At 67.5% G+C, this 20,182-nt stretch carries 20 protein-coding genes; 13 read left to right on the top strand and 7 right to left on the bottom strand.

Annotated features, from left to right (window positions below):
• Nucleotides 1-76 precede the first annotated feature (76 nt).
• The 3 genes from IB225_RS15790 to IB225_RS15780 are packed head-to-tail and all read left to right on the top strand — an operon-like array spanning nucleotide 77 to nucleotide 3,592.
• Nucleotides 77-1,621 (top strand): serine hydrolase, encoded by a 1,545-nt coding sequence (locus IB225_RS15790; protein ID WP_192312261.1) that lies wholly within the window; start codon nucleotides 77-79, stop codon nucleotides 1,619-1,621.
• A 1-nt stretch (nucleotide 1,622) separates the two neighbouring features.
• On the top strand, nucleotides 1,623-2,330 hold the full coding sequence (locus IB225_RS15785; protein ID WP_192312259.1) for a M15 family metallopeptidase: 708 nt from the start codon (nucleotides 1,623-1,625) through the stop codon (nucleotides 2,328-2,330).
• On the top strand, nucleotides 2,327-3,592 hold the full coding sequence (locus IB225_RS15780) for an FAD-dependent oxidoreductase (RefSeq protein ID WP_192312257.1): 1,266 nt from the start codon (nucleotides 2,327-2,329) through the stop codon (nucleotides 3,590-3,592). Before IB225_RS15785 ends, IB225_RS15780 begins: the two co-directional genes overlap by 4 nt.
• A gap of 192 nt (nucleotides 3,593-3,784) precedes the next feature.
• Here the strand turns inward: IB225_RS15780 and trmL are convergent, their stop codons facing one another.
• From trmL to IB225_RS15765, 3 genes are all read right to left on the bottom strand, one after another.
• Entirely contained in the window at nucleotides 3,785-4,264 is a 480-nt protein-coding gene (gene trmL / locus IB225_RS15775; protein WP_192312255.1) for a tRNA (uridine(34)/cytosine(34)/5-carboxymethylaminomethyluridine(34)-2'-O)-methyltransferase TrmL, read from the bottom strand.
• Between the two features lie 110 nt (nucleotides 4,265-4,374).
• Entirely contained in the window at nucleotides 4,375-4,737 is a 363-nt protein-coding gene (locus IB225_RS15770; protein ID WP_192312254.1) for a hypothetical protein, read from the bottom strand.
• A gap of 400 nt (nucleotides 4,738-5,137) precedes the next feature.
• On the bottom strand, nucleotides 5,138-5,842 hold the full coding sequence (locus IB225_RS15765) for an SDR family oxidoreductase (protein ID WP_192312252.1): 705 nt from the start codon (nucleotides 5,840-5,842) through the stop codon (nucleotides 5,138-5,140).
• A gap of 142 nt (nucleotides 5,843-5,984) precedes the next feature.
• Between IB225_RS15765 and IB225_RS15760 the strand changes: the two genes are divergently transcribed.
• The 4 genes from IB225_RS15760 (at nucleotide 5,985) to IB225_RS15745 (ending at nucleotide 11,368) form a co-directional block, all read left to right on the top strand.
• On the top strand, nucleotides 5,985-8,849 hold the full coding sequence (locus IB225_RS15760) for a pitrilysin family protein (RefSeq protein WP_192312250.1): 2,865 nt from the start codon (nucleotides 5,985-5,987) through the stop codon (nucleotides 8,847-8,849).
• A 103-nt stretch (nucleotides 8,850-8,952) separates the two neighbouring features.
• The gene (locus IB225_RS15755) at nucleotides 8,953-9,270 is read left to right on the top strand and encodes a DUF4156 domain-containing protein (protein WP_192312248.1); all 318 of its coding nucleotides are present in this window, start codon (nucleotides 8,953-8,955) and stop codon (nucleotides 9,268-9,270) included.
• Nucleotides 9,271-9,393: 123 nt separating this feature from the next.
• Nucleotides 9,394-10,410, top strand: a complete 1,017-nt coding sequence (locus tag IB225_RS15750; RefSeq protein WP_192312246.1) for a 3-oxoacyl-ACP synthase III — start codon at nucleotides 9,394-9,396, stop codon at nucleotides 10,408-10,410.
• Nucleotides 10,411-10,477: 67 nt separating this feature from the next.
• The gene (locus IB225_RS15745; RefSeq protein WP_192312244.1) at nucleotides 10,478-11,368 is read left to right on the top strand and encodes an alpha/beta fold hydrolase; all 891 of its coding nucleotides are present in this window, start codon (nucleotides 10,478-10,480) and stop codon (nucleotides 11,366-11,368) included.
• Between the two features lie 213 nt (nucleotides 11,369-11,581).
• On the opposite strand, the gene IB225_RS15740 is transcribed toward IB225_RS15745, so the two are convergent.
• The gene (locus IB225_RS15740; protein ID WP_192312242.1) at nucleotides 11,582-11,962 is read right to left on the bottom strand and encodes a YkgJ family cysteine cluster protein; all 381 of its coding nucleotides are present in this window, start codon (nucleotides 11,960-11,962) and stop codon (nucleotides 11,582-11,584) included.
• Nucleotides 11,963-12,055: 93 nt separating this feature from the next.
• Between IB225_RS15740 and oleC the strand changes: the two genes are divergently transcribed.
• The 5 genes from oleC to ubiB all read left to right on the top strand — a co-directional run bounded on the left by oleC (nucleotide 12,056) and on the right by ubiB (nucleotide 17,404).
• Entirely contained in the window at nucleotides 12,056-13,699 is a 1,644-nt protein-coding gene (gene oleC / locus IB225_RS15735; protein WP_192312240.1) for an olefin beta-lactone synthetase, read from the top strand.
• Nucleotides 13,696-14,697 (top strand): 2-alkyl-3-oxoalkanoate reductase, encoded by a 1,002-nt coding sequence (gene oleD, locus IB225_RS15730; RefSeq protein ID WP_192312239.1) that lies wholly within the window; start codon nucleotides 13,696-13,698, stop codon nucleotides 14,695-14,697. Before oleC ends, oleD begins: the two co-directional genes overlap by 4 nt.
• Before the next feature lie 142 nt (nucleotides 14,698-14,839).
• Nucleotides 14,840-14,998: a DUF1328 domain-containing protein gene (locus tag IB225_RS15725; protein ID WP_146388387.1), complete on the top strand. Its 159-nt coding sequence runs from the start codon at nucleotides 14,840-14,842 to the stop codon at nucleotides 14,996-14,998.
• Between the two features lie 115 nt (nucleotides 14,999-15,113).
• Complete coding sequence (locus IB225_RS15720; protein WP_192312237.1) at nucleotides 15,114-15,755, top strand: SCP2 sterol-binding domain-containing protein; 642 nt, start codon at nucleotides 15,114-15,116, stop codon at nucleotides 15,753-15,755.
• On the top strand, nucleotides 15,752-17,404 hold the full coding sequence (gene ubiB, locus IB225_RS15715; protein WP_192312235.1) for a ubiquinone biosynthesis regulatory protein kinase UbiB: 1,653 nt from the start codon (nucleotides 15,752-15,754) through the stop codon (nucleotides 17,402-17,404). The genes IB225_RS15720 and ubiB overlap by 4 nt, the downstream gene beginning before the upstream one ends.
• A 15-nt stretch (nucleotides 17,405-17,419) precedes the next feature.
• Here ubiB and IB225_RS15710 read toward each other — a convergent pair whose 3' ends face one another.
• The 3 genes from IB225_RS15710 to IB225_RS15700 are packed head-to-tail and all read right to left on the bottom strand — an operon-like array spanning nucleotide 17,420 to nucleotide 18,516.
• Complete coding sequence (locus IB225_RS15710; protein ID WP_192312233.1) at nucleotides 17,420-17,809, bottom strand: hypothetical protein; 390 nt, start codon at nucleotides 17,807-17,809, stop codon at nucleotides 17,420-17,422.
• Nucleotides 17,806-18,168 (bottom strand): hypothetical protein, encoded by a 363-nt coding sequence (locus tag IB225_RS15705; protein WP_192312231.1) that lies wholly within the window; start codon nucleotides 18,166-18,168, stop codon nucleotides 17,806-17,808. The genes IB225_RS15710 and IB225_RS15705 overlap by 4 nt, the downstream gene beginning before the upstream one ends.
• Nucleotides 18,169-18,171: 3 nt before the next feature.
• Nucleotides 18,172-18,516, bottom strand: a complete 345-nt coding sequence (locus IB225_RS15700; protein WP_192312229.1) for a hypothetical protein — start codon at nucleotides 18,514-18,516, stop codon at nucleotides 18,172-18,174.
• 44 nt (nucleotides 18,517-18,560) lie between these two features.
• Here IB225_RS15700 and IB225_RS15695 point away from each other — a divergent pair, with 44 nt between their 5' ends.
• Nucleotides 18,561-19,412, top strand: coding sequence for an endonuclease/exonuclease/phosphatase family protein (locus IB225_RS15695; RefSeq protein WP_225583909.1), 852 nt, complete (start codon nucleotides 18,561-18,563; stop codon nucleotides 19,410-19,412).
• Nucleotides 19,413-20,182 lie beyond the last annotated feature (770 nt).

Genomic DNA, 20,182 nt, shown 5'->3' with positions numbered 1-20,182 from the left:
GTCGCCGGCATGTCGGCGGCGGCCCGTCTGCATGCGGGCCGCGCCGTCCGAGATCCTGCGAGAGCCAAGTCACGCCATGAAGCATGTCCTCGCCTGCCTGTTCCTGCTGGCGCCCCTCGCCCATGCCGCACCCGGCGACGCAGCGATCGATGCCGCGGTAGAGCAGACGTTCGAGCGCTACCAACTGCCCGGACTCGCGGTCGGTGTCATCCGTGGCGGCGAGGTCGTCTATACGCGCACGCTGGGCAAGTTGCGCGTAGATGGTGGCGAGGAGGTCGACAACGACACGCTGTTCAAGATCGCCTCCAACAGCAAGGCGATGACCGCAGGCGTGCTGGCGCGCCTGGTCGATGCCGGCAAGTTGAAGTGGGACGATCCGGTCACGAAGTACCTGCCGCAGTTCCGCATGCACGATCCGTGGGTCACGCAGCAGATGCAGGTGCGCGACCTGCTGATCCACAACAGCGGGCTGGGTCTGGGCGCGGGCGATCTGATGCTGTGGCCGGAACCGAACCGTTTCACGCGCGCCGACATCATCGCGGGTCTGCAGCACCTCAAGCCGACGCATAGTTTTCGTTCCACCTATGCCTACGACAACCTGCTGTATGTCGTGGCCGGTGAAGTCGCAGCCGCGGCCGGCGGCGCCTCCTATGAGGAACTGGTGGAGCGCGAGCTGTTCCAGCCGCTCGGTCTGTCGCGTTGCCAGGTCGGCGAATGGAATCGCGAGCAGGTCGGCAACGTGGCGCAGCCGCACATGCAGACGCCGCAGGGCAACCGCGTCATCCGCGAGGATGGCGATGTCATTCCCGATGCCACCTCGATGGCGGCCGGCGGCATCCGCTGCAGCCTCGATGACATGCTGGCCTGGATGCGCATGTGGCTGTCGCCAGACGCGCAGCCCGCGTGGTTGTCGCCGGCGCAGCGCAAGACGGTGTGGACGGCGCACATGCCGATGCCGGTCAGCACGCGCATGCGTGCGTGGGACAACAGTCACTTCTCCGCGTACGGCTATGGCTGGCGGCTGTCGGATGTCGATGGCGTCTGGAAGGTCGCGCATACCGGCACGCTCGCGGGCATGTATTCGTCGGTGATCCTGTTGCCCGACCAGCGTGCCGGCATCGTCATCCTAATCAACGGCGATGGCGAAGCGGCGCGCACGGTGCTGGGACAGGTGCTGACCAAACAGTTCACCGCTCCTTCGTCATCGCCGACAGTGGCGCACTATGTCGGGTTGCTGGAGCAGGAACGTACCGGCGAGCGGACCGCAAAGCCCAAGCCCGACACGCGCCATCGCACCGTCGGCGGCGTACGATCGCTTGCGGCATGGGCCGGGCACTACCGCGATCCGTGGTTCGGCGAGATCTCGCTGTGCCCGGCGGGCGACCGCATGCGCTTCGTTGCCGCGCGTTCCCCGATGCTGGCGGGCACAGTCATGCGCGTCGACGAGCGCTGGCTGGTGGATTGGGACGACGACAGTGTCGATGCCGAACCGTGGCTGCATTTCACGGCAGCGCAGGCCGGCGGCGACGCGCGGCTTACACTGTCGCATGTCGATCCGGACGCGGATTTCAGCTACGACTATGCCGATCTCGATTTCCACCGTACGCAGGATTGCCGCTGACATGCGTGGCGCCTGGCTGTTGCTGGCGTGTGCGCTGCCCTGGCTGGGCGCCTGCGCCTCGCCGCCGGGCGTGCAGGTGTCGCCTGCGCAGGAGGCAGCGCAGGTGGACTTGGTCGATGCCGCCAATGTCGTATCTGGATTGCGCACGGAGATCCGCTACGCCGGCGACAACAACTTCATCGGCGCGCCCGTGACCGGCTACGAAGCGCCGAAATGCCTGCTGCTGGCGCCGGTGGCGCTGGCGCTGGCGCGCGTGCAGCAGGATGTCCAGCGCGAAGGGCTGTCGCTGAAGGTGTTCGATTGCTACCGGCCGGTACGTTCAGTGCAGCACTTCGTGCGGTGGGCACGTGATCCGGCCGATCAGCGCACGAAGGCGGCCTACTACCCGAATCTGGAGAAGGCCAGCCTGCTGGACGGCTACATCGCCGAGACGTCCGGCCACAGCCGCGGTGCGACGCTCGACCTGACGCTGGTCCGCTGCGAACGCGATGCCTGTGAGGAACTCGACATGGGCACGCCGTTCGATTTCTTCGATCCGCGCGCCAACACCGCCCATCCGTCCATCACCGAGGAGCAGCGTCGCCATCGCGAACAACTGGTGCAGGCGATGGCGCGGCATGGTTTCCAGAACTACGCAATGGAATGGTGGCACTTCACCTTCCGTCCCGAACCCACCCCACGAACCGCCTACGACGTTCCGATCCAATGAGTGCTTCCTCTTCCTCCACCTCGCCGCGAACCACCGATGTCGCGGTGATCGGCAGCGGCATCGTCGGCCTGTCGACGGCGCATCACCTGATGGATCGCGGCCTGTCCTGCACGCTGATCGATGCCAAAGGCCCCGCGGGCGAAACGTCGTTCGGCAATGCCGGTTCCATCTCGGTCGGCAACGTGATGCCGCAGTCCACGCCGGGCATCGTGACCAAGGCATTGCGCATGCTCACCAACCCCTTGGCGCCGCTGAAGCTGGATTGGGCCGTGAGTCCGTCCTATGCGCACTGGCTGCTGCAGTTCCTCAGCCAGGGCCGGATGCAGCACGTGCTGCCAATCATCGATGCGTTGAATGCCATCAACACCGCGTCGCGCTGCGCGTGGATCGAGCTTGGCGACCGCATCCAGGCCAGCGAGCTGATCGCCCATACCGGCTACCTGCACGTCTACAGCGAAGAGGCGACGTTCGCGAAGGGCGAGTGGGAGCGGGGGTTGATGCGCGAGCGCGGCGTCGCGTTCGATGTGCTGGATGCCGCCCAGTTGCGCGATCTCGAACCCGGTATCGGTAATGGATTCCAGCGTGCGGTGTTCCAGCGCGAGTCGCTGGCGATGCGCGATCCCGGTGCATTCTGCCGACGCCTGTCCGATGATCTTGGCGCACGTGGCGCGGCATCGTTGATCGCCAGCGCATCGGCGATCGTTCGCGAAGGCGGCGGATACCGGATCGATACCGACCAGGGGCCGGTGCACGCAGGTCGCGTGGTCGTGGCGGCGGGCGCGTGGAGCAATGCGCTGCTGCGGCCCTTCGGCCTGAAGATCCCGGTGATCCCGGCGCGCGGCTATCACCTGATGTATCCGCAGGCGCAGGCCGTGGTGCAACGTCCCACGCTGTGGGCAGAGCGCTACATGGTCGTGTCGCCGATGCAGTCGGGCATCCGCATGACCAGCATCAAGGAACTGACCGCACTCGGCCGTGATCCGAACTACGCGCTGATCCACCGGCTCGATCCGGAAGCCCGCAAGCTGTTTCCCGGTATCACCGGTGAACCGGTGTCGGAATGGGCGGGCAACCGTCCGTGCACGCCGGACTCATTGCCGATCATCGATCGCGTGCCGGGCGAGGAGATTTTCGTCGCCACCGGCCACGGACATCTGGGCCTGACGCAGGGGCCGGTGACAGGTCGTCTGGTCGATCAGCTGATGGCGGGCCAAGCAACGGATATTCCGCTGGCGCCCTACGGACTGGCGCGGTTCGGCTGAATCTCGTTTCGATGGTTGTGGGAGCGACGTAAGTCGCGATCGCACGCGTGGGTGGTCAGTGCAGGCTCAATCGAGACGAAAGGTCCATGCGATATGGAAGCCGTCTCCGAGTTGCTCGACGAAAGCCAGGAATCTGGACATCTTCCAATCTGCGTTCGCGACTTACGTCGCTCCCACATGACGGCTGGGCGACTACGTGCCGCCGGGGAATCCCGCCTGGCGCCAGACCTCGAACACCACCACGGCCACCGTGTTGGACAGGTTGAGGCTGCGGTTGTTCGGACGCATCGGCAGGCGAAGGCGCTGTTCCGCGGGTAGGCCATCCAGCACGTCCTGCGGCAGGCCGCGCGTCTCGGGGCCGAACAGGAAGGCGTCGCCGGGCTGGTAGACAGGCTGGTCGTAACGCACGGTGCCGCGCGTGCTCAGTGCGAACAGGCGGGCAGGACGAAGCTGTTGCAGCGCCGCTTCGAGCGATGCGTGGACCTGCAGCGTGGCGTATTCGTGGTAATCCAGGCCGGCGCGCTTGAGCTGCTTGTCTTCCAATGCGAACCCGAGCGGTTCGATCAGGTGCAGCCGCGCGCCGGTGTTCGCGCAGAGGCGGATGGCATTGCCGGTATTCGGTGGAATTTCCGGCTGGTACAGCAGGACGTCGATGTCCAGGGTGTCGGTCATGGCGCGCATTCTACGCGGCGCTGCATGACCTCACGGGCGGGTATTGCGGTGGAACTCCGGCCGCCGCCGGCTTGCGTGATGACGCAGGTGGAACGTGTATTGCCTGCGTATCAGCGCGAAGCCAGCTGGCCGGCCATCACTGCGATCTGCTGCATGTCTTCGGCCGACGGACGCACGGTGACCACCGGCATGTCGACCACGCGCACTGCCTGCTGGGCGACGAACTGGGCCAGGTCTTCGGCGGCCGGCTTCACGGTGATCGTGGCCAGGTCGACGATCTTGGCGTCCTTGTAGATGTTGTAGTGGGTCAGGTCTGCGGCATCCGGCGTCACCGTCACGGTCGGCATGTCGATGATGCGAGCGGTCGGGGCGGCGGCGTTGTTGTCGGCGTGGGTGGCGGAGACGACCATGGCACCGGCGCACAGGGCAAACACGGCGGCGGCGGTCAGGGGGAGAAGGTTCTTGGCGTTCATTGTCATGCCTCTGTAGTGATGTTGTTTGGTGGTGTGGTAGTAAGGTAGTACACCTAGACAGAGCGGTCAAGCGAAACCTTTAGTTTCGTCGAGTCTATTCAGGCTTCAGTCAGGTTTGGTCCGGGCGACGCTGTTCTTGTTAGAGGTGACGCAGAAACCGTGCCAAACGCAAGTTATTGATCCAGAAGAACTAAAGTGTGTGTCCGAGCTGTCCGGTGTCCGAGATGCGTGTCCGCCCCGGTGTCCGTTCTGCACAGTGCAAGACGCGGTGGGAGGCGAGGTGTGACTGCGAACACGCCGCTTCGTCCCGTGTCCGGTCACTCCGGCACGTAACGGTTTGGATGCAGTTCAACTTGGAACCGTTGCGGTCCCTGCCGGCTTGCGCAGCCGGCATTCAGTTTCACCAGGGCAGCGGCTCGCCCTGCCAGTCGAGGAAGCGTCCGCTGTCCTCCGGAGTGAGATGGTCGATCACGTGCAGCAGCCCGCTGGCCGATTCCGCCGCGGACAGGGCCGCGTTGTCGCCGCCCATATCGGTGCGCACCCATCCGGGATGCAGGGCAACGACTTTGATGCCGCGCGGTGCCAATGCCTGCGATAGCAGGGAAGTGGCCATGTTCTGCGCGGCCTTGCCGATGGCATAGCTGGGCGTGCGGAACTCCTGCCGCAGCGCGATCGAGCCGATCTCGGAAGAGATGTTCGCCACCACCGCCCCCTCGGCCAACTGCGGCGCGAGCGCCTGCGTCAGCAGGAATGGACCGGAGGCATGAGTGTGGAAACTCGCGTCCAGATCTTCGGCGGCCACCTGGCCGAAGCGCTCGCCGCCGCGGAGCACGCCGGCATTGTTGATCAGCAGGTGCAGGGGCGCTTCGTCGGTGACCAGCGGCAGCTCGCGCAGCAGGGCGTCGCGGCTGCGGGCGTCGGCGACATCCAGGGGCAGCACGTGCAGGCGACCGGGGTGCTCCCCGGCCAGGCGGTTCAACGCCGTCGCCTTGCCGGGATGACGGCAGGTTGCGATCACATGCCGCTGGCGGGCCAGGAGCTGGGAAGCGAGTTCCAGGCCCAGGCCGCGGTTGGCGCCGGTCACCAGGCAGTGCTTGCGGTCCATGTCACCTCCACGGCAGCGGGGCGGGCCATGCCCTGGCGCGATCTGTGCCGTTGGTCATGGCTTGTGGCCTAGTGTAATGACCGTGGGTGGCGGCTAGCATCGGGGGTTCTGCTGGTCCATTCAGTATTCAAAGGAGTGCCCGATGTCCGTTTCCCGCCGGCCCCGTGCCGCCCTGCTTGCCGTCGCCCTGTCTGCCGCCCTCGGTGGCCTGGCGTACGCACCGGCTCCCACGTATGCGAAGCCGGCCGCCGGCGCGGACATCGTGATCCCCTATGAGGAGTTCACCCTGCCCAACGGCCTGCGGGTGATCGTGCATACCGACCGCAAGGCGCCGATCGTGGCGGTCAACATCTGGTACCACGTGGGCAGCAAGAACGAGGCGCCGGGCCGCACCGGCTTCGCGCACCTGTTCGAACACCTGATGTTCCAGGGCAGCGAGAACCACGACGGCGAGTTCTTCACCCCGTTTGAGCTGGTGGGCGCCACCGACCAGAACGGCACCACCAACCAGGATCGCACCAACTACTTCCAGAACGTGCCGACCACCGCGCTCGACATGGCGCTGTGGATGGAATCCGACCGCATGGGCCACCTGCTCGGCGCGATCGACCAGAAGGCGCTCGACGAACAGCGCGGCGTGGTGCAGAACGAGAAGCGCCAGGGCGAGAACCAGCCCTACGGCCGTCGCATCAGCGCGCGCATGTTCGAAGCGCTATATCCGGCCGGGCATCCCTACAGCTGGCAGACCATCGGTTCGATGGCCGATCTCGACGCCGCCACGCTGGATGACGTGAAAACCTGGTTCCGCAGCTGGTACGGCCCCAACAACGCCGTGCTGGTGCTGGCCGGCGACATCGACGTCGCCACCGCCAAGGAGAAGGTGACCCGCTACTTCGGTGATATCCCGGCCAGCGCCACGCTGACCGACATGAAGACCAACATCCCCACGCATGCCAAGGACACCCGCGAGACCATCCCCGACCGCGTGCCGCAGGTGCGCGTCTACCGCGCCTGGCCGGTCGCCGAGATGGGCACGAAGGACGCGACGCTGCTCGACCTGTTCGCGCAGGTGCTGGGCGGCAGCGCGGCCTCGCGCTTCGACACCCGGCTGGTGCACGGCGACAAGATCGCCGACCAGGCGACCGCCTACCAGTGGAGCAGTGAGATCAGCGGCACCTTCTTCCTGATGTCCACGGTCAAGGAAGGCGTCGATCCGGCCAAGGTCGAGGCGGCGCTGGACGAGGAAATGAAGCGCCTGATCACCCAGGGTCCGACCGCCGAGGAGCTGGAGCGCGCGCGCGTCTCGGGCGTGGCCGGCTTCGTGCGCGGCATCGAGCGCATCGGCGGCTTCGGCGGCAAGTCCGACGTGCTGGCCTCGTGCGCCGTCTACCAGACCAAGCCCGACTGCTACAAGGACGACCTGGCTATCTACGCCAACGCCACGCCGGCCGAGGTGCAGGCCGCGGCCAAGAAGTGGTTGAGCGGCGGCTCCCACACCATCCTCGTGCAGCCCAGCGAGACCCCGGCCTCGGCCCTGCCGGAAACCGTGTTCGCGGCACCCGCCACCACGCCGGCCGCCACGCCGAAGGTCGATCCGAAGTTCAAGACCGTCGCCAGCATCGTCGACCGCAAGGCCGGCGTGCCGAAAACCGCCACGTTCCCCGACCTGAAGTTCCCGGCCGTGCATCGCGCCACGCTGTCCAACGGCATGCAGGTGACGCTGGCCGAGCGCCATGAAACGCCGGTCGTGCAGATCAACGTGGAATTCCCGGGCGGCTACGCGGCCGATGTCGGCAAGAAGCTCGGCACCGCCAGCTTTGCGCTGCAGATGATGGACGAAGGCGCCGGCCAGTACGGTGCCCTCGACTTTGCCGCCCGCAAGGAGGCGCTCGGTGCGGAGCTGGAAACCGGCGCCGGCCTGGATTCGGCCTCGGTCGGGCTGTCGGCGTTGACCGACAAGCTGGCGCCGTCGCTGGACCTGCTGGCCGACGTGCTGCGTCGTCCGACTTTCGCCCAGGCGGAAGTCGAGCGCGTACGCGCCACCTGGATCGCCGGCATCAAGCAGGAGAAGGCGCGCCCGCAGACCGCCGCGCTGCGCACGCTGCCGCCGCTGCTGTACGGCGCCGGCCACCCGTACGCCATCCCGTTCACCGGCTCGGGCACCGAGGCCTCGATCGCGTCGCTGACCCGCGACGACCTGGTCGCGTTCCACCGCGACTGGCTGCAGCCGTCGCAGGCGCGCATCACCATCGTCGGCGACACCACGCTGGCCGAGATCGTGCCCCTGCTGGAAGCCCGCCTGGGCGACTGGAAGGCCGCGCCGAACGCACCGACGCTGGCCGCCGTGCCGAAGGTCGCCAACGCCGCCAAGCCGCGCGTGTTCCTGATCGACCAGCCGGGCGCCATCCAGTCGAACGTCTATGCCGCACAGCTGGTGCCGCCTACCGGTGACGCCGGCACCATCGATTTCGACTTCGCCAATGGCGTGCTGGGCGGACAGTTCAGCTCGCGCCTCAACATGAACCTGCGCGAAGACAAGCACTGGGCATACGGGTCGTACAGCGGTGCCCGCAACACGCTGGGCCAGCGCCCGTGGTGGGCCAGCGCCGCCGTGCAGAGCGACCGCACGGCCGACTCGATGAAGGAACTGCAGAAGGAGATCAGCCAGTTCGCGACTGGCCAGGCGCCCGCCAAGCCGGAAGAGATCACCAAGATCCGCGCAGCCAACACGCTGGAACTGCCGGGCGCCTACGAAACCGCGTCCGCCGTGCTGGGCCAGATCGCCTCCAACCAGCGCTACGGCCGTCCGGACGACTACATCGTCCAGTACAAGGCGCGTAACGAAGCCATCGGCGCCGCCGACGTCGCCAAGGCGGCGGCCACCCTGTCGCCGTCCTCGCTGACCTGGGTGGTCGTGGGCGACCTGTCCAAGGTGGGCGAGTCGGTCCGCGCGCTGCAGCTGGGCGAAGCGGTCGAACTGGATGCCGACGGCAAACCGAAGAAGTAAGCGTCTCCGCGTCGCCGCCCCTCCCCGAGGGGCGGCACGTGGCCCGGCGCGATTCATCCGGCGTCGGCCAGAATGGCCCCGACTCACATTCCAAGGTGACCCCATGCGTCTCGTCCTGCTTGCCGCTGCCTCTACCGTGCTGCTGTCCGCCTGCACCTGGGTGCCCCTGGCCCCGAATGCCAAGAGCGTGCGCGTTGTGGCGGCCGGTGCCCTGCCTGCCGGCTGCGAGAAGCGCGGCGAGGTCACGGTCTCGGTCAAGGACAGCGTGGCGTTCTACGAGCGCAACACCCTGCGCGTGCGGGACGAGTTGGAAACCCTCGCCCGCAACGAGGCGCCCGGCCTGCAGGCCGACACTCTCCAGCCGCTGGGCGATCCGGCCAACGGCGAGCAGCGGTTCGCGGCCTATCGCTGCGGCTCATGAAATGTGAACTGAGTCACATTTAAGGCGGGGCGCAGCCGGTCCGGCGCCCTCGTAAAGATGCGGTGAAGGCGGGAAGCCGTTACCCTTGTCGGCCCCTTCGCCTGAGCCTTGGCGCTAACCTCGATGCTCTTCAAGAATGTCTCCATCGCGGGACTGGCGCATATCGATGCGCCGCACACGCTGACGTCCGCCGAAATCAACGCCCGTCTGCAGCCCACGCTCGACCGCCTGGGCATCAAGACCGACGTGCTGAACGACGTGGCCGGTGTGCATGCCCGCCGCCTGTGGGACGCCGACGTGCAGGCCTCCGACGCCGCCACCCTGGCGGCCAGGAAGGCGCTTGAGGATGCCGGCATCGGCGCCGACAAGGTCGGCCTGGTGGTCAACACCTCGGTCAGCCGCGACTACCTGGAGCCGTCCACGGCCAGCATCGTCTGCGGCAACCTGGGCGTGGGCGACCACTGCCAGACCTTCGATGTCGCCAACGCCTGCCTGGCCTTCATCAACGGCATGGACATCGCCGCCCGCATGCTGGAGCGCGACGAGATCGATTACGCGCTGGTCGTCGACGGCGAAACCGCCAACCTGGTCTATGAAAAGACCATCGAGCGCCTCAACGCGCCCGACGTCACCGAGCAGCAGTTCCGCGACGAACTGGCTGCCCTGACCCTGGGCTGCGGCGCCGTGGCGATGGTGCTGACGCGTCGCGCGCTGGCGCCGGAAGCGCCGCGCTACAAGGGTGGCGTGACCCGTTCGGCGACCGAGTGGAACAAGCTCTGCCGCGGCAACCTGGACCGCATGGTCACCGACACCCGCATGCTGCTGATCGAGGGCATGAAGCTGGCCAACAAGACCTTCGCCGCCGCCAAGGTCGCGCTGGGCTGGGCGGTGGACGAACTGGACCAGTTCGTCATCCACCAGGTCAGCCGCCCGCACACGCAGGCGTTCGTGAAGTCCTTCGGCATCGACCCGAAGAAGGTCATGACCATCTTCACCGAGCACGGCAACATCGGACCGGCCAGCGTGCCGATCGTGCTGAGCAAGCTGAAGGAACTGGGCAAGCTGAAGAAGGGCGACCGCATCGCCCTGCTCGGCATCGGCTCGGGACTGAACTGCACGATGGCCGAGGTGGAGTGGTAACCCCACCCGGCATTCGCATACCAGGGGCCGGTTCGCCGGCCCTTTTCTTTGACGGCGGCGACGCGCGATGAACCTTCCCGGCTATCCCTCCCATCCGAAGCGCTTCGAGGTCCGCCCGGGCCTGTCGATGAACTATCTCGACGAAGGCCCGCGCGATGGCGAGGTCGTCGTGATGCTGCACGGCAATCCGTCGTGGAGCTACTACTGGCGCACGCTGGTGGCGGGCCTGTCCGACAAGTACCGCTGCATCGTGCCCGACCACATCGGCATGGGCCTGTCCGACAAGCCGGACGACAGCCGCTATGAGTACACGCTGCAATCGCGCGTGGACGACGTCGCCGCGCTGCTCACGCACCTCGGCATCACTGGCCCGGTCACGCTGGCGGTGCACGACTGGGGTGGCATGATCGGTTTCGGCTGGGCGCTGTCGCACGCCACGCAGGTGAAGCGGCTGGTGGTCACCAACACCGCCGCGTTCCCGATGCCGGCCGCGAAGAAGATGCCGTGGCAGATCGGGCTGGGTCGCGACTGGACGATCGGCGAGTGGATCATCCGCGGCTTCAACGCGTTCTCCGCGGGTGCCTCGTGGATCGGCGTGGAGCGCCGCATGCCGGCCGATGTGCGCCGCGCCTACGTGTCGCCGTACGACACCTGGGCGAACCGCATCTCGACGATCCGCTTCATGCAGGACATCCCGCTGGGACCGCAGGACAAGGCGTGGTCGCTGCTCGACGCCGCCGGCAAGGCGCTGCCGTCGTTCGCCGATCGGCCCGCGTTTTTGGGCTGGGGCCTGAAGGACTTCGTGTTCGACAGGCATTTCCTCGACGGCTTCCGCGCCGCGCTACCGAATGCCGAAGTGCACGCATACGAAGACGCCGGCCACTACGTGCTGGAAGACAAGCACGAGATCCTGGTGCCGCTGATCCGCGACTTCCTGGATCGTCACCCGCTGGCCTGAACCCTTCTCCCCTTGCGGGAGAAGGTGGCGCGCAGCGCCGGATGAGGGGACGCGAGCGTAGCGAGCATGCTCGGACGTTCGCCCAGCATGGCAACGGCAAGAGCGCCCCTCATCCGCCTTCGGCACCTTCTCCCGCAAGGGGAGAAGGGAAAAGCGGCGGTCGGGCCTGGCTTTCAACAGCCGAATGGCTGGTCAGGCCCTGCTACAGGCAAATCAGAATTCGGGCAGCGGATTCTTGTCCGCGTCCACCACGCCCACCCAGTCCGCTTCCACCAGCAACGGCAAGCCATGCGCCAGCCGCGCCTTGTCGCACTGCGCGCTGCGTTCGCCGAACTCCAGCGACGCCGGCACCAGCGCGCACACCGACGGGCGCCGGTCGTGGATCGTGCAGCGGCTGTAGCGGCCGATGTCGGCATCCAGCGCCACGCACCACGGGCTCTTCTGCGAGGTGCCGCGCATCACGCGCTCGTGCACGCGCAGCGGCTCGGTCAGTTCGATCGGCACCACGCCGCCCTGGTCGGGATCCGCCTCGCTCCAGTGGAAGCTGACGCGGAAGTGGGCGCAGCAGGCGCCGCAGGTCAGGCAGGGATGCATCGGAGGTCGGCTGGCGGCGGTGCGCGGGCGGGACGCGCATTCTGCCAACGCCGCGGGCTGACGCAAGTACCGTCCAGCGGCGACAATGGCCGCATGACCGAACCGTGCAACATCGCCGCCAGCCTGCCCCGGCTGGCCCGCGAGCGGCCCGACCAGGTGGCGATGCGCTGCCCCGACGGCGCAGGCCGCTACACCCGCGACCTCACCTACGCGCAGCTGGATGCGCGCAGCGACGCCATCGCCGCCGGCCTGGCCACCTACGGCATCGGCCGCGGCACGCGCACGGTGGTGATGGTGCGGCCCACGCCGGAGTTCTTCCTGCTGATGTTCGCGCTGTTCAAGGCCGGCGCCGTGCCGGTACTGGTGGACCCGGGCATCGACCGTCGCGCGCTGAAGCAATGCCTGGACGAAGCCGAGCCGGATGCCTTCATCGGTATCCCGCTGGCGCAGGTCGCGCGCTGCGTGCTCGGCTGGGCGAAGTCGGCGAAGAAGATCGTGACCGTCGGCACGCGCTGGGTCTGGGGCGGCACCACGCTGGCGAAGATCGAGGCGCGCGGCACCGGCGCCGGTCCGCAACTCGCCGCCACTGCACCGGACGACATCGCCGGCATCCTGTTCACCAGCGGCTCCACCGGCGTGCCGAAGGGCGTGGTGTATCGCCATCGTCACTTCGTCGCGCAGATCGAGTTGCTGCGCAGCGCGTTCGGCATGCAACCCGGCGGCGTCGACCTGCCCACGTTCCCGCCGTTCGCGCTGTTCGATCCGGCCCTCGGGCTGACCTCGGTGATCCCCGACATGGATCCCACCCGCCCGGCCAGCGCCGATCCGGAGAAGCTGCACGCCGCCATCGCGCGCTTCGGCGTCACCCAGCTGTTCGGTTCGCCGGCGCTGATGAAGGTGCTCGCGGACCACGGCCAGCCGCTGCCGACCGTGCAGCGCGTGACCTCGGCCGGCGCACCGGTGCCGCCGGATGTCGTCGCGAAGATCCGCACGCTGCTGCCCGAGACCGGGCAGTTCTGGACGCCGTACGGCGCCACCGAATGCCTGCCGGTCGCCGTGATCGAAGGGCGTGAGCTGGAAGCCACCCGCGCCGAGACGGAAGCCGGCGCCGGTACTTGCGTCGGTCGGGCCGTGCCGCCGAACGAGGTCCGCATCATCCGCATCACCGATGCGCCGATCGAACGCTGGGCCGACGTCGAAGTGCTGCCCGACGGCGAGGTCGGCGAGATCACCGTCGCCGGCCCGACCGCCACCGACACCTACTTCCGCCGCGATGCCGCCACCCGCATCGCCAAGATCCGCGAGACGCAGGCCGACGGCAGCGAGCGCATCGTGCACCGCATGGGCGATGTGGGCTGGTTCGATGGCGAAAGCCGGTTGTGGTTCTGCGGCCGCAAGACGCAGCGCGTGGAAACCGCCGACGGCCCGCTCTATACCGAGCAGGTCGAGCCGGTTTTCAACACGCATCCGCAGGTGCGACGCACCGCGTTGGTCGGCATCGGCGACGCCGGCCAGCAACGTCCCGTGCTCTGCTACGAACTGCACCCCGGCGTCAGCGCCGAGCCGGCGCGCATCGAAACCGAACTGCGCGCCATCGCGGCGCGCCATCCGCACACCGCACGCATCACCGCCTACCTGCCGCATCCGGGCTTCCCGGTCGACATCCGCCATAACGCCAAGATCGGCCGCGAGAAGCTGGCCGCCTGGGCGACAACCCAGCTGGAGCAACCCGCATGAAGATCCTCGTCACCGGCGGCGGTGGTTTCCTCGGCCAGGCGCTGTGCCGCGGCCTGGTTGAGCGCGGGCACGAGGTCATCAGCTTCAACCGCGGCAATTACCCGGTGCTGCGCGAGCTGGGCGTGGGCCAGGTGCAAGGCGACCTGGCCGACGGTCACGCGGTGATGCATGCCGCGCAGGGCGTCGATGCGATCTTCCACAACGCCGCCAAGGCCGGTGCGTGGGGCAGCTACAAGAGCTATCACGACGCCAACGTGGTCGGCACGCAGAACGTGCTGGACGCCTGCCGCACGCACGGCATCGGTCGTCTCGTCTACACCTCCACGCCCAGCGTGACCCATCGCGCCACGCATCCCGTCGAAGGCGGCAGCGCGGCCGACGTGCCGTATGGCGAAGGCTTCAAGGCGCCGTACGCCACCACCAAGATGATCGCGGAGAAGGCCGTGCTGGCGGCCAACGATGCGTCGCTGGCCACGGTGGCGCTGCGCCCGCGCCTGATCTGGGGCCCGGGCGATCACCAGATCCTGCCGCGGCTGGTGTCGCGCGCGCGCACCGGCCGCCTGCGCATCGTCGGCAGCGGCGAGAACCACGTCGACACCACCTACATCGACAACGCCGCGCAGGCGCACTTCGATGCCTTCGACCATCTCGCGCCGGGCGCCGCCTGTGCGGGCAAGGCCTACTTCATCTCCAACGGCGAGCCGTGGCCGATGCGCAAGCTGCTCAACGCGCTGCTGGAAACCGCAGGCGCACCGCGCGCGGACAAGCAGTTGTCGTTCAACGCCGCCTACCGCATCGGCGCCGTCTGCGAGACCCTGTGGACCGTGCTGCCGCTGAAGGGCGAACCGCCGATGACGCGCTTCCTGGCCGAGCAGCTCAGCACCGCGCACTGGTACGACATGGCGCCGGCGCGCCGCGATTTCGGCTACGTGCCGCGCGTATCGATGGACGAAGGGTTCGAGCGCCTGCGCGCCTGGTTGCAGCAGCATCCGGTCTGATCCGCCTTCACGCGTGGATCACGACGCTTAAGCGCATCCATATCGCGCCGCGCGACACTCACGCGGCGATGACTCCCGGCATTCCAGCATGGCCCACGCCACTTCCGGCTGTACCACTGGCCAGATGCCAAAAGGAGTTTCCATGCTGCGCTACGCCGTCATTTTCTTCGTCATCGCGCTCATCGCCGCCGTGCTGGGTTTCAGCGGCATCGCCGGCGCCGCCACCAACATCGCGTGGGTGCTGTTCGTCGTCTTCGTGATCCTGGCGATCATCTCGCTGCTCCGCGGCAAACGCGTCTGACGCATACCGTCTCTCTCCGCCGGGACGGCAGGATGCTGTCGAGCCCGCCCCGAGCCTGCACGATGCAGGCAGACGGGCGGGCGGGGCGTTGAAGCTTTACCGCTAGAATGGCGGCATGGACCTGTCTCCGTTCGATGCCCTCAAGCCGCTCGCCGGCCGCGCGCTGGAAGTCGCGCTCAACCAGGCGCTCGCGCTTGATCCCGATACCTCCGCGGCGCTGTTGCCGCTCGAAGGCCGTCGCATCCAGCTGAAGGTCGATGCCCCGCCGCTGGCGATGGACATCATGGTCGGCGGTGGCCGCCTGCAGGTCGGCCCCGCGAGTGAAGTGCTGGAAGCCGACCTGGCCGTGCGCAGCACGCTCGGCGGCCTGCTGGGCCAACTGCCTTTCTTCCGTCGCGACCACGCCACGCCCGTCGGCAAGGTCAAGGTATCCGGCGACGCCGATCTCGCGCGCCGCCTGCAGACGCTCGCCACCCGCTTCGATCCCGACTGGTCGCTGCCGTTCACCCGCGTGTTCGGCGACGTGATCGGCGTGCAGGTCGCCAACGCGGTGCGCGGCGGTCTGCAGCAGGCGCGTGTCGCCGCCGGCAACCTGGCGGAAAGTGCCGCCGACTACGTCACCGAGGAATCGCGCGACGTCGTCGGCCGCGAGGAACTCAACGCCTTCCATGACGACATCGATGCGATCCGCGACGATGTCGAACGCATGGCGGTGCGCGTCGGCCGCCTGGTGGCACGCGTGGAGCACCGCGCATGAAGCCGGTATTGCGGGCCAGCCGCATTGGCCGGGTATTGCTCCGTTACCGTCTCGATGACCTGCTCGACGGCACGCCGGTCGAACGCTGGCTGCGCCTCGGCCGTCCGTTCGTGCCGCGCGCCTCCGCCGAGATCGCCGCGCAGCCGCGCGGTGCGCGCTTGCGCCTGGCGCTGCAGGAACTGGGTCCGATCTTCGTCAAGTTCGGGCAGATCCTGTCCACGCGGCGCGACCTGATTCCGCCGGACATCGCCGAAGAACTGACGCTGCTGCAGGACCGTGTCGCCCCGTTCGACGGTGACCGTGCACGCGCGCTGGTCGAAGAAGAACTCGGCCGTCCCATCCACGAAGCGTTCGAACACTTCGACACCACGCCGCTCGCGTCCGCGTCCATCGCACAGGTGCATGCGGCCACGCTGCCCGGCGGGCGCGAGGTGGTGGTCAAGGTGCTGCGCCCGGACATCCGCAAGCAGATCGCCGGCGACATCGCGCTGCTGGAAAGCGTCGCCGCCATCGTCGAGCGCGCGCATCCGAATGCCGACAAGATCCGTCCGCGCGAAGTCGTGGCCGAGATCGAGAACACGCTGGCCGCCGAACTCGACCTGCAGCGCGAGGCCGGCAACGCCAGCCTGCTGCGGCGCAACTGGGCCGATTCGCCCGACCTGTACGTGCCCGAGGTGATCTGGTCGCACACCGCCGAACGCGCGATGACGATGGAGCGCGTGCGCGGTATCCCGTCCGACGACATCGCCGCGCTCGACGCCGCCGGCATCGACCGCAAGGCGCTCGCGGCGAAGGGCGTGCGCGTGTTCTACCAGCAGGTGTTCCGCGACAACTTCTTCCACGCCGATGCGCACGCCGGCAACATCTGGGTCGATCCGGAACGCAAGACCGATCCGCGCTTCATCGCGCTGGACTTCGGCATCATGGGCCAGCTCTCGCGCGACGATCAGTACTGGCTCGCCGAGAACTTCATGGCGATCTTCAACCGCGACTACCGCCGCATCGCCGAGCTGCACGTGCAGGCCGGCTGGATGCCGTCGCACATCCGCATCGACGAACTGGAAGCGGCCGCGCGCGCGGTCTGCGAGCCGTACTTCACCCGTCCGCTCAGCGAGATCTCGCTGGCCGAAGTGCTCGCCAAGCTGTTCCGCACCGCGCAGCGTTACGAACTGACGTTGCAGCCGCAGCTGATCCTGCTGCAGAAGACGCTGCTCAACATCGAAGGCGTCGGCCGCCAGCTCGATCCGCAGATCGACATCTGGGCGGTGGCACGGCCGGTGCTGGAACGCATCCTGCTGGAGCGCTACAGCCCACAGCGCGCCGCGCAGGAGTTCCGCAAGCGCCTGCCGGAAATCATGACCCACGCGCCGGATATGCCGCGGCTGGTCCACGCATGGCTCAGCCAGCAGGTCGACGGCAAGCACGAGCTGGCGATGCGATCAAAGGATCTCGCCGATCTCGCGCTGACGATGAAGGGCATGCAGCGCCGCGTGGTCGCCGCCATCCTTGGCGTGGGCCTGCTGATCGTCGCGTCGGTGCTGTATGCGCTGGAAGCGGGTGGACCCAGCCTGTTCGATATTCCCGCTGCGGCCTGGATTGCCGGCATCGGTGGTCTGTGGGCGCTCCTCGCGGCGTGGCCGCGGCGCTGACGATGCATCGCGCGCTCAGGCGCGCCTGCGTCCCCACGCCAACCACCACCCCAGCCACACCTGCAACGGCAGCGTCAGCAGGCAGGCCAGGCTGAACCAGCGCGGGAAGGCGTCCCACGCCACCACGGTCACGTAGATATCCAGCCCCAGATAGATCGCGAAGATCGCCCACGCGTGCGCGGTCTTCGCCACGGCTACGATGCCGACCATCAGTACGCTGCCCACCAGTCCGGCCAGGAATACCCACAGCAGGTCGTAGCCCAGTCGCGCGTCGCCGCCGGGCGGCAGGTCCATCAACGCGGCCAGTTCGCTGCCGGCCAGGTTCACCAGCGGGATCGCGATGATCGCCAGCACCAGCGCGATCACGCTGCGCAACACGATCGTCAGCCGCGACGGCATCGTCATGGCCGGGTCGGCGGCGCTGTCATGCAGCGCGGCAGCGGCAACGGGCCATACACCTTGGTGGTGCCGGCGAAGCCGCCCTGTTCGACCACGTACACCGCGCGTGCCGGCTCATCGATGTGCAGGAACTGCTGGTAGCCATCGGCGATGTGGCCCATGTCCGACAGCGGTGTGCCCAGCGTGTGGAGGAACTCGGGCGGCGGCGAGGCCATCACCGGCCACGCCTGCTGGATGCCGTAGGGACTGACGAAGGGTTTCAGCCGCTGGACCGCACAGTCTGCGACGGACACCACCGCAGGCGTGGTGGCGTCCTGTCCATCCTGCGGGATCGACAAGGCCAGGAGCAGGGCGAGTGCTTGCATGGCTCAACGGATCCGCGGGTCGTCGATCTGGATGCTGGCGTAGCGCAGTTGCGCGCCGCGGGCGACGCTGCAGCGGACCACGATGTCCTGGCCCTCTGCACGCAGCTTGCCGTCGACGAACAGCGTGTTGCCGCGATCGACCTGCGACGACGTCCACTGGTAGGTCGACATGCCGCGTGCGGCGTAGCGTGATTCGGCCTCGGCGCGGCACCAGGCGACCAGATCGTTGGCGCTGTTGATGGTGCGGTCCAGGTAGTGCGGATCATAAGCACCGGCCTGGCCGGCGAAGGCGAACAGCGTGGCGATGAGCAACGACATGGCGATCTCTCCCTGATGCGTGATGGTCATGCGCGCGGCCTATACTGCGGCCGGTTCCGACGGACGAGGCGCGCATGAAGAGGATCGCACGGGGCATGGCATGGCTGGCGCTGGTGATGGCGGCCGGTTTCAGTGCCGGTTTAGCCGCGGCGGACGACACGCCGCTTTCCGTGATGAGCTTCAACATCCGCCTGCCCGCCGAGAGCGATGGTCCCGACTACTGGGAGACGCGCAAGCCGCTGGCGGTGCGCATGCTGCGCGAACAGCAGCCCGACGTGATCGGCCTGCAGGAACTGGTGAAGACGCAGGCCGAGTACCTCGCGCGCGAGTTGCCGCAGTACGCGTGGTTCGGTCGTGGACGCGATGCCGATGGCGGCGGCGAGCACATGGGCGTGTTCTACCGGAAGGATCGACTGAAGGTGGTCGAGTCCGGCGACTTCTGGTTGTCGGACACACCCGATGTCCCGGGCAGCGTCACCTGGAACCATCTCTATCCGCGCATGGTGACGTGGGCGCTGTTCGAACGGCGCAGCGACGGCAAACGCTTCTACTTCTTCAACACCCACCTGCCGTACCGCGACCAGGACGAAGCCGCGCGCGAGAAGGGCGCGAATGCCATCGCACAGCGGCTGGCTGCGCTGCCGGCCGGCGTACCGGTGGTGCTGACCGGCGACTTCAACACCACGCCCGACAGCGACGTGCACGCGGTACTCGCGCGCACGCTGCAGGATGCGTGGACGACTGCGCCGCGCGTGGAAGGCAGCGATGCCACCTTCCATGGCTTCACCGGCAACGCCGACAAGCGGATCGACTGGATCTTCGCCCGCGGCGTGACGCCGGAATCGATCACCTCGGTGACCACGCGCTGGCACCAGCGCTATCCGTCCGACCACTTCCCCCTGGTGATGACGCTGCGCCTGCCGTAACCCGTCGGAGGCAAGATCGCGCTCCGAGTCCCGACGATGGCTCTCGGAATGCCAGGCGCAAGGCTCGAAGAGCCAGCGATGGCTTTCCGAGGGCCATCGCCGGCTTTCAATGTGAGAAAGGCGGAGCGCTGAAAGCCATCGTTGGCATGGAAGAGTCCCATCGTCGGGTTTCCGAAAGCCAACGTCGGGATTCCGAATGCCAGCGCCGGCTTTCAATGTGAGAGAAGCGGAGCGTTGAATCCCACCGTTGGCATGGAAGAGCTCCATCGTCGGGTTTCTGAAAGCCAACGTCGGGATTCCGAATGCCAGCACCGGCTCTCAATGTGAGAGAAGCGGAGCACTGAAAGCCATCGTTGGCATTCCGAGTGCCATCGATGGGTCTCGGAGCCTTGCGCGCGGGGCTCAATGTGAGAGCGATGGGGCTCTGAGTGCCATCGAAGCGGCATTGTGCGTGAGATGCGTCTGCGCTTGCCCCCTCACCCCAGCCCTCTCCCCCGCAAGCGTGGGAGAGGGAGCCGTTTACCGCGACGGTACCGTTCATGCGAATCCATGCAACCGTCTGCCCCCTCGCCCCAGCCTTCTCTCCGGCAACTGTGGGAGAAGGGCCGTTGATCGTGACGCCGCCATCCATGCGAATCCACGCGACCATTCGCCCCCTCTCCCCCGGCACGGGGGAGAGGGCTGGGGTGAGGGGGCGTGCGCGAAGTGCAGGGACACACGCTGCTTCCCAAACGAAGACGGCCCCTTGTGGGGCCGTCGTTGGATGTCGT

Source organism: Pseudoxanthomonas sp. PXM02 (assembly GCF_014851805.1).
GTDB lineage: Bacteria > Pseudomonadota > Gammaproteobacteria > Xanthomonadales > Xanthomonadaceae > Pseudoxanthomonas_A.
This window is presented reverse-complemented; position numbering and strand designations above follow the sequence as displayed.

Bases quoted from the DNA above. Each gene is read 5' to 3' on its own strand.
- oleC (WP_192312240.1), top strand. From the start codon at position 12,056: ATGACCGAACCGTGCAACATCGCCGCCAGCCTGCCCCGGCTGGCCCGC.
- IB225_RS15770 (WP_192312254.1), bottom strand. From the start codon at position 4,737: ATGAACGCCAAGAACCTTCTCCCCCTGACCGCCGCCGCCGTGTTTGCC.
- IB225_RS15710 (WP_192312233.1), bottom strand. From the start codon at position 17,809: ATGACGATGCCGTCGCGGCTGACGATCGTGTTGCGCAGCGTGATCGCG.
- IB225_RS15720 (WP_192312237.1), top strand. From the start codon at position 15,114: ATGGACCTGTCTCCGTTCGATGCCCTCAAGCCGCTCGCCGGCCGCGCG.
- IB225_RS15760 (WP_192312250.1), top strand. From the start codon at position 5,985: ATGTCCGTTTCCCGCCGGCCCCGTGCCGCCCTGCTTGCCGTCGCCCTG.
- oleD (WP_192312239.1), top strand. From the start codon at position 13,696: ATGAAGATCCTCGTCACCGGCGGCGGTGGTTTCCTCGGCCAGGCGCTG.
- ubiB (WP_192312235.1), top strand. From the start codon at position 15,752: ATGAAGCCGGTATTGCGGGCCAGCCGCATTGGCCGGGTATTGCTCCGT.
- IB225_RS15750 (WP_192312246.1), top strand. From the start codon at position 9,394: ATGCTCTTCAAGAATGTCTCCATCGCGGGACTGGCGCATATCGATGCG.
- IB225_RS15695 (WP_225583909.1), top strand. From the start codon at position 18,561: ATGAAGAGGATCGCACGGGGCATGGCATGGCTGGCGCTGGTGATGGCG.
- trmL (WP_192312255.1), bottom strand. From the start codon at position 4,264: ATGACCGACACCCTGGACATCGACGTCCTGCTGTACCAGCCGGAAATT.
- IB225_RS15745 (WP_192312244.1), top strand. From the start codon at position 10,478: ATGAACCTTCCCGGCTATCCCTCCCATCCGAAGCGCTTCGAGGTCCGC.
- IB225_RS15740 (WP_192312242.1), bottom strand. From the start codon at position 11,962: ATGCATCCCTGCCTGACCTGCGGCGCCTGCTGCGCCCACTTCCGCGTC.
- IB225_RS15705 (WP_192312231.1), bottom strand. From the start codon at position 18,168: ATGCAAGCACTCGCCCTGCTCCTGGCCTTGTCGATCCCGCAGGATGGA.
- IB225_RS15755 (WP_192312248.1), top strand. From the start codon at position 8,953: ATGCGTCTCGTCCTGCTTGCCGCTGCCTCTACCGTGCTGCTGTCCGCC.
- IB225_RS15790 (WP_192312261.1), top strand. From the start codon at position 77: ATGAAGCATGTCCTCGCCTGCCTGTTCCTGCTGGCGCCCCTCGCCCAT.
- IB225_RS15725 (WP_146388387.1), top strand. From the start codon at position 14,840: ATGCTGCGCTACGCCGTCATTTTCTTCGTCATCGCGCTCATCGCCGCC.
- IB225_RS15785 (WP_192312259.1), top strand. From the start codon at position 1,623: ATGCGTGGCGCCTGGCTGTTGCTGGCGTGTGCGCTGCCCTGGCTGGGC.
- IB225_RS15700 (WP_192312229.1), bottom strand. From the start codon at position 18,516: ATGACCATCACGCATCAGGGAGAGATCGCCATGTCGTTGCTCATCGCC.
- IB225_RS15780 (WP_192312257.1), top strand. From the start codon at position 2,327: ATGAGTGCTTCCTCTTCCTCCACCTCGCCGCGAACCACCGATGTCGCG.
- IB225_RS15765 (WP_192312252.1), bottom strand. From the start codon at position 5,842: ATGGACCGCAAGCACTGCCTGGTGACCGGCGCCAACCGCGGCCTGGGC.